Here is a 7,321-nt window from a genome sequence, read left to right on the forward strand (position 1 = left end):
AATCCTAGAGATAGTTTAACAGAGACAACCTGAAGAAGAAAGAGGGAATACGTGTACTACAATACAAAATGCAGCAATCGAGCATACATCGCAGAGAGGATTATATGTTTGGTCGATGAGTAAGTCAAGCCTAAAATGAACTCACTGCGTTCGGGCTTGACAACCCATCTTCCCAAACATGGGTAGTAGCTATGCGATGTATGCATAAGTATCAAGTGGCACTTGATAGATTTAATCATGGTGAAATTTAAAGAAACAATATTTAAATATCAAAGATCTTTATTAATCTTGTTAAAGGTCGACCTTTTTGGTTGATTACAAATCATATTATACGAGGGGGATAAATGATATGAGCGCTATTAACCTGCCAACGCCTACAAAGCAACAACTTGCGTGGCAGGATATGGAGATGGGTATGTTTTGTCACTTTGGCTTGAATACTTTCAACGACAAAGAATGGGGAGACGGTACAGATTCTCCAGAGACCTTTAATCCCACCTCATTAGACGCAAGGCAGTGGGTTAAAATAGCCAAAAAGGCGGGATTTAAATATTTTATATTGACAGCCAAACATCACGATGGTTTTTGTCTGTGGCAAACCGAAACTACTTCTTACTCAGTAAAGTCCAGTCCGTGGAAGAACGGAACTGGGGATGTGGTTAAAGAATGCGCTAAAGCGTGTGAAGAAGAAGGGATTGGATTTGGCATATATCTTTCTCCCTGGGACAGGCATGAACCTTGTTATTCTGACAAAGCAGCTTACGATGACTTTTACATAAGACAGCTTACTGAGCTTTTGACGAGATATGGGCGACTAGTTGAGGTCTGGTTTGATGGTGCTGGTTCGGAGGGAAGAGAGTACGATTGGCCTCGCATAATATCTACGGTGAAAAAATATCAACCTGATGCGATGATATTCAATATGGGCGCTCCTACTATAAGGTGGGTGGGAAATGAGGATGGAGTTGCACCATATCCTTGTTGGAACGCGGCGAAAGAGGCGAGGGTTAGCATGTTTACTAAAGACATGCTTACATGGCTTCCTGAGACACCAGAATGGGTACCAGCAGAATGCGACGTGCCTATAAGAAGGCGGCATTGGTTCTGGCATCCTAATGACGAAGATAGCTTGCTTTCATTAGATGAGCTTATGGATATATATTATCGCTCAGTTGGCCATGGTGCAAACCTTCTTTTAAACGTAGCACCGGACAATAGAGGTCTTATACCCGACATTGATGCCAAAAGAGTGATAGAGTTTGGAGAGGAGATAAGAAGAAGATTTTCTAATCCGCTCTCCCGATGTGCTGGAAAGGGGTATGAGCTAAAACTGGCTTTAAACGCTGCTGCGCTTGTAGATCACGTCATCCTTATGGAGGATATAGCTTATGGTGAAAGAGTGAGAGAGTACGTACTTGAAGCAGAAAAAGGAGGTAACTGGATAGAATTAGTACACGGAAGCGCTATAGGGCATAAAAAGATCGATAGATTTGAGCCCATATATACAAAAGAGCTTAGGCTAAAGGTGTTAAAAGCGGAGGCAGAACCTCTAATAAGGGATTTTGCAGCGTTTTCAACATGTTGTTACAAGTGATTAATGGTAGGGGGGAACTCTATGAGGAAGATGCAAGGCTATAGGGCAGGTGTAAACCTGGGTGGATGGATATCCCAATACGGCAAGCACAGCTATGAGCACTTTGATAGTTTTATACGGGAGCAAGATATAAAACAGATAGCATCTTGGGGCATGGACCATGTGAGGCTTCCAATAGATTATCCTGTTTTAGAAGATGATGATACTCCTTTTAAATATAAGGAAGATGGTTTTAAGTATGTGGATAACTGCATTGAGTGGTGTAAAAAGTATGGTCTTAACGTCATACTGGATCTTCACAGAGCGCCTGGCTTTAGTTTCAGCACATTAGAGGAGAATCGCTTGTTTGATGATGTGTTTTTGCAGGAGAGATTTATAAAGCTGTGGCAGTACTTTGCGAAAAGGTACATAGCCGAAAAAGGCAATGTGGCTTTTGAATTATTAAATGAGGTGGTAGAGCCCACAAGTGATAGGTGGAACGCCCTGGCTCATAGGGCAGTGGAAGCTATAAGGGAAATAGATCAAGACAGGATAGTCATAGTCGGAGGGAATTCATATAATTCCATATTTACTCTTAAAGAGATACAGCTTTTTGATGATCCTAATGTAGTGTATACGTTCCATTACTATGAACCCCTGCTGTTTACTCATCAGAAGGCATCATGGGTGAATATATGTGCAGAATTTAACCAGGGTCAAGAGTACCCCGGAAGATTTGTAGGCTTAAAAGAATTTTTAAGAAAGAGGCCTGAATATAAAGGGTGGGAGAGCCAGCTAGAGGTGATCAATGACAGAAAACTGATGGAAAAAAATCTTAAGGTGGCTGAGGAGTTTATAAATTCTACCGGTAAGGAGCTTTACTGCGGAGAATACGGAGTTATAAGCGACGCACCACTTCAGAGCAGGATAAACTGGCATAGAGACTTTGTAGAGCTGACTAAGAAACTAAATATCGGCAGAGCATGCTGGTCATACAAGCAGATGAACTTTGGACTGGTGGATGCCGATGGCTATGTTATAAGCGATGAATTGGTCGAAATTGTCAGTCAGAAATAATATAAAGGGTTGCTTGCTGAAATTAAAAGATGGAAGGTTACAGCAGATGGGTGGTATTGTCCTGTATTTAATAGGAGTATTTTTTGTGATAGGCGGGATTGATTACGTAGCAGGTAATCCTTTAAATCTAGGTCAAAAATTTGAAGAAGGAATTAAGGCCATGGGTGCTGTAGGCCTAGGGATGATAGGCATCTATTCTTTGTCACCTGTAATATCTCAGGTTTTATCTAAAGCAGTGATTCCAGTTTCTCGGCTTTTTAATGTTGATCCGTCAGCATTTGCTGCCAGTTTTTTGGCTGTGGATATGGGAGGATATCAGATAGCGAGGGATCTTGCTTTAAATGAAAAAACTGGATTATTTTCAGGTATTATTGTGGCTTCTAACCTGGGCGCAGCTATAAGCTTTTCAATTCCTGTAGCAATAGGGATTATATCTAAAGATGAACAGAAGTTCTTTTCTAAGGGGGTAATGGTGGGGATAGTATCTATCCCCTTTGGTTGTTTTGTCGCTGGGTTGAGCTACGGCTTAAGCACTTTTTATTTATTGAAAAATATGTTGCCTGTACTAGTGATTTCAGCCATTGTGGGTGTGGGGCTGTGGCTTATGCCTAAAATCTTATTTAGATGTTTTGATATCTTTGGCAGAATAATAATAGGACTGAGTATTGTAGGGTTATTGGCACAGGGTGGCCGTTCGGTGTTTGGGTTTGATTTGGGATTAAAAATTGTGTCTATGAAAGAAGTCATGGCTGTAGTGGGGAAAATTGCTTTTGTTCTGGCTGGAGCATATCCCATGTTGGCTATGTTAGATAGGCTTTTCAGCAGTTTTCTAAGAAAAATAGGCAACAGATATGGCATTAATGGTGCTTCTATTATGGGTTTGGTAGGCAATTTAGCTACTAATTTATTGGTGTTTGGCAATTTTAAGGATATGAATCCTAAAGGAAAAGTAATATGTTCGGCTTTTGCTATAAGTGGTGCCTTTGTGTTTGGGGGACAGATGGGATTCGTATCAGGGGTAGCTCCACATATGATAATGCCGTTTATAATATCAAAGTTTGCTGCCGGGATATTAAGCATTTTTTTAGCATCTTGGATGTGGGAGCGATGGAAAATATAGCAGAGGGTATAACAATAATAATAAAACTAGAGACATTTACATTATTTTTTGGTATATTTATTTTATCATTCAAAATAAACTATGTAAAACTAAGGAGTGCTTCTGATGACAATAGATGATCTCAGAAAAAAACTTGATATGATAAACGGCAAGGGCTATAAAGCCTACAAGGATATACAAGGAGAATATGATTTTGGGAATTTTAAACTCTATATTGATTATGTTCAGGGAGATCCTTTTGCTACCCCATCACGAATAAGAGTAAGGGTACCCCAAAAAATTGCGGGGTTTGATTCCGAACTGTATAAAAATCCCTCTAGAAAACTCGCCTTGGAAGATTTTCTTGCCAGATCTGTTTTTGATGTTATTAAGACGCTGCCTGTTGTTAAAGGGACGGGGCATAGCGGCGATATTTACATAGATAAGGGTGGCCAGGAAATTATAAAACGGACTGCCATGGTAGTAACTGAGGAATACGTGGAGGCAAGATTAAGCATAGGGCTTCCTGCTTTTGGAAGAAGGATAAACAGTAAAGGTGCTATGACAATGTTGCTGGATTTTATACCTAAGATTGTTGACAAAGGACTTTTGAAGAAAAACCTTAACTTAAATAACATATGGCAATGGGTAAAAACGGTAGAGGATGCAGACTATTTAAGGAGCAAGCTAAAAGAGAGGCATCTTGTGGCATTTGTGGCCGATGGCTCTATACTTCCCAGGGAAAGTGGTGTAAGCGACAAGCCATTAAAAAATGAACATGTTGTGCCTTTTCAATCTCCAGATAGCCTCAGGGTAGAATTTGATCTGCCGAATCGCGGTAAGATAACAGGCATGGGGATACCCGAAGGAGTTACCTTGATTGTGGGAGGTGGCTATCACGGCAAATCAACATTGCTTCAAGCTATACAAAGAGGGGTTTATAATCATATACCAGGCGATGGCAGGGAATTTGTCATAACTGTTGCTGATGCTGTTAAGATAAGGGCAGAGGATGGCAGGAGAGTTGAAAAAGTGGATATAAGCCCTTTTATAAACAACCTTCCCAATAAAATTGATACCACCAGGTTTAGCACCGAAAACGCCAGCGGCAGCACATCTCAGGCTGCAAATATCGTGGAGGCGATGGAGATTGGCACGGGATTGTTGCTCCTAGACGAGGATACATCAGCCACCAATTTTATGATAAGGGATGCCAGGATGCAGCAATTGATTTCCAGAGAGGACGAACCTATAACGCCGTTTATAGATAGGGTAAAGCAGCTATATGAGGATAATGGTATATCGACCATACTGGTGATGGGTGGTAGCGGTGATTATTTTGATGTAGCTGATTGCATTATTAAAATGCATAATTACAAGCCTTATGATGTTACATGCCAGGCTAAAGAGATTGCACAAAGGTTTAGAACCAATAGAGAGATTGAAGCACAAACTAAAAAGATAACTATAAAACCACGACTACCGCTTAAAAACGGGCTGGATGTTAGAGGGAAAAAGGTTAAGTCCAGAGATACGGATACAATAAAGTACGGTTATGAAGAGATAGAGCTTGATTATGTAGAACAGCTGGTGGACAAGAGCCAGACCAGTGCTATCGCTGAAATAATAAGATATGCGGCTGAAAGATACGTAGATGGTAAGAGTAGCCTAAAGCAAATAGTAGATAAAGTCTATCAGGATATTAATTCGAAAGGGCTTGATGTGGTATCGCCTTTTTATGGAAAACATCCTGGCAACCTGGCTTTACCAAGGCCTCAAGAGGTGTCAGCTGCGTTAAATAGACTTAGAAGCCTTACAGTCAAGTAAGATTCATAAAGAAGCTCTTTGATGCTTTGATACTTTTGGTTGGTTCCTTTGGAGGTTTGCAGTTTTCCATTTTCCAGAAATAAACCTCAGGTATATTATGGCTGACCTTGTATATTGGTCCAGAACCATAGCAACCCAGGCACCGATTAATCCCCAATGGAATATGTAGACAAAGATATATGCAACAATGACGCGAAATATCCATATACCTGAAAAAGAAGCGATAAGAGGATAGATTGTATCTCCTGCGCCCCTAAGTGCACCAGCCAATATCAATTGGGTTGATTGACCAGGTTGTGCCAAAGCCATGATCTTCAAGACAGTGCCTGCCATAGCAGCAACGGTAAAATCGGATGTGTATATTCTCGTTATATAGTGAGAAAATAGTATAAACATAAAACCTATAAAACATGCAACTCCCATGCCTATGTGGTGTATTAAATTTGCGTATTTTTCTGCTTTTTTAATATTTCTAGCTCCTAAACTTTGCCCTACAAGGGTAGTTGCTGCCACAGAAAAGGCCTGACTGGGAGAAAAAGTTAAACCATTTATATTTAACCCTATTTGATGGGCCGCATAAATGGAAGTGCCTAGACCTGAAACGGTTTTGGCAAATAGCATAAGGCCGCTTTGCAAGAAAAATTGCTCTAAAGCAGAAGGAATTCCTATAGTAAAAATTTGCTTTAATATATTCCAGTCGGGTCTATAATCGTCCTTTATGCTTAAAAGAATTTTAGATTTTCTTGACAAAAAAATAACATAAAGACCTGCAAGACATGCTACTAATCTGGAAAAAGTAGTAGAAGCAGCTGCACCGGCTACACCCCACATAGGGAATCCCAGCTTACCGTATATGAGCACGTAATTGCCAAATACATTCAATAGATTTGCTCCTACATTGTACATCATTGGTATTCGCGTTTCGCCGACTCCTCTTAGAGATGCTGTTATACACATGGTTATGGTCTGAAATATCAGTCCTGCAGATACGATCTGGAAATACAATGTAGCATCGTTTATGGTATCAGCCTTAGCACCCATAAACGTAATTATTTTACGAGCAGATATAAATCCAAGTATGCTTATGATTAGACCCAATACGAAGGCACAAATAAGCGATTGCCTTGATACAGAACGAGCTTCTTTAAGGTTGCGAGCGCCTATATTCCATGCTACAAGAGTAGTTGTTCCAACATTCAAAGCAGCGAAGACTGATAATAAAAGCATAAAAGGTTGATTAGTAAGGCCTACAGCTGCTATAGCGGCAGGGCCAAGCTGTCCGACCATTACCATATCAACCATACCAAAAAGAGTAGACATCACCAGTTCAATAAAAGCTGGCCACGAAATGTTTAATATTTCATACAAAAGTACTTTAGAATTTTGCTCCTGTTCTGACCTGCTTTGGAGTGCAAGCCTTTTCACATTGACCGCCCTTTCATAAAAATAAATGAATCCCCATATAATCGAACGATTATTATTAACAGTTTTGTGTATTAAATATTATGGTGTTTAATAATTCTACAATAAAATTATACGATTTATTATATATGAAGTCAACCATTTCTGAGAGTTTTGTTGCTATTTTGTGAAATTATCATTGATGATATTGTGGTAAAGTATCAATCCCTCTTGACATACCCCTTAAAGCTGTGGTATATTAATAAAGCCATCGCGAGAGGGGCAAGGGGACAAAAAAGTCGAGAGATACCCCTTGACAAAGAGACGAAACGATGGTAAAGTAT

The 7,321-nt window shown here is 40.0% G+C and carries 5 protein-coding genes; 4 read left to right on the top strand and 1 reads right to left on the bottom strand.

Features of this window, described 5'->3' with window-relative positions; translation table 11 throughout:
* Positions 1 to 349 precede the first annotated feature (349 nt).
* From BUB87_RS13430 to BUB87_RS13445, 4 genes are all read left to right on the top strand, one after another.
* Positions 350 to 1,594 carry an alpha-L-fucosidase gene (locus BUB87_RS13430; RefSeq protein WP_073346518.1) on the top strand — a complete coding sequence of 415 codons (1,245 nt, stop codon included), beginning with the start codon at positions 350 to 352 and terminating at the stop codon, positions 1,592 to 1,594.
* A gap of 21 nt (positions 1,595 to 1,615) precedes the next feature.
* A complete protein-coding gene (locus BUB87_RS13435; RefSeq protein WP_084111345.1) occupies positions 1,616 to 2,650 on the top strand; it encodes a glycoside hydrolase family 5 protein in 1,035 nt (344 codons plus the stop codon).
* A complete protein-coding gene (gene eutH / locus BUB87_RS13440) occupies positions 2,634 to 3,770 on the top strand; it encodes an ethanolamine utilization protein EutH (protein ID WP_200792848.1) in 1,137 nt (378 codons plus the stop codon). The genes BUB87_RS13435 and eutH overlap by 17 nt, the downstream gene beginning before the upstream one ends.
* A gap of 105 nt (positions 3,771 to 3,875) precedes the next feature.
* Entirely contained in the window at positions 3,876 to 5,576 is a 1,701-nt protein-coding gene (locus tag BUB87_RS13445) for an ABC-ATPase domain-containing protein (protein WP_073346521.1), read from the top strand.
* Between the two features lie 3 nt (positions 5,577 to 5,579).
* On the opposite strand, the gene BUB87_RS13450 is transcribed toward BUB87_RS13445, so the two are convergent.
* The gene (locus tag BUB87_RS13450) at positions 5,580 to 7,001 is read right to left on the bottom strand and encodes an MATE family efflux transporter (RefSeq protein ID WP_073346525.1); all 1,422 of its coding nucleotides are present in this window, start codon (positions 6,999 to 7,001) and stop codon (positions 5,580 to 5,582) included.
* Positions 7,002 to 7,321: the final 320 nt, after the last annotated feature.

It is taken from the genome of Caldanaerobius fijiensis DSM 17918 (genome assembly GCF_900129075.1).
GTDB classification, from domain to species: Bacteria; Bacillota; Thermoanaerobacteria; order Thermoanaerobacterales; family Caldanaerobiaceae; genus Caldanaerobius; species Caldanaerobius fijiensis.

Coding starts and splice junctions, on each gene's coding strand:
- BUB87_RS13430 (WP_073346518.1), top strand. CDS start 350: ATGAGCGCTATTAACCTGCCAACGCCTACAAAGCAACAACTTGCGTGG.
- BUB87_RS13435 (WP_084111345.1), top strand. CDS start 1,616: ATGAGGAAGATGCAAGGCTATAGGGCAGGTGTAAACCTGGGTGGATGG.
- BUB87_RS13445 (WP_073346521.1), top strand. CDS start 3,876: ATGACAATAGATGATCTCAGAAAAAAACTTGATATGATAAACGGCAAG.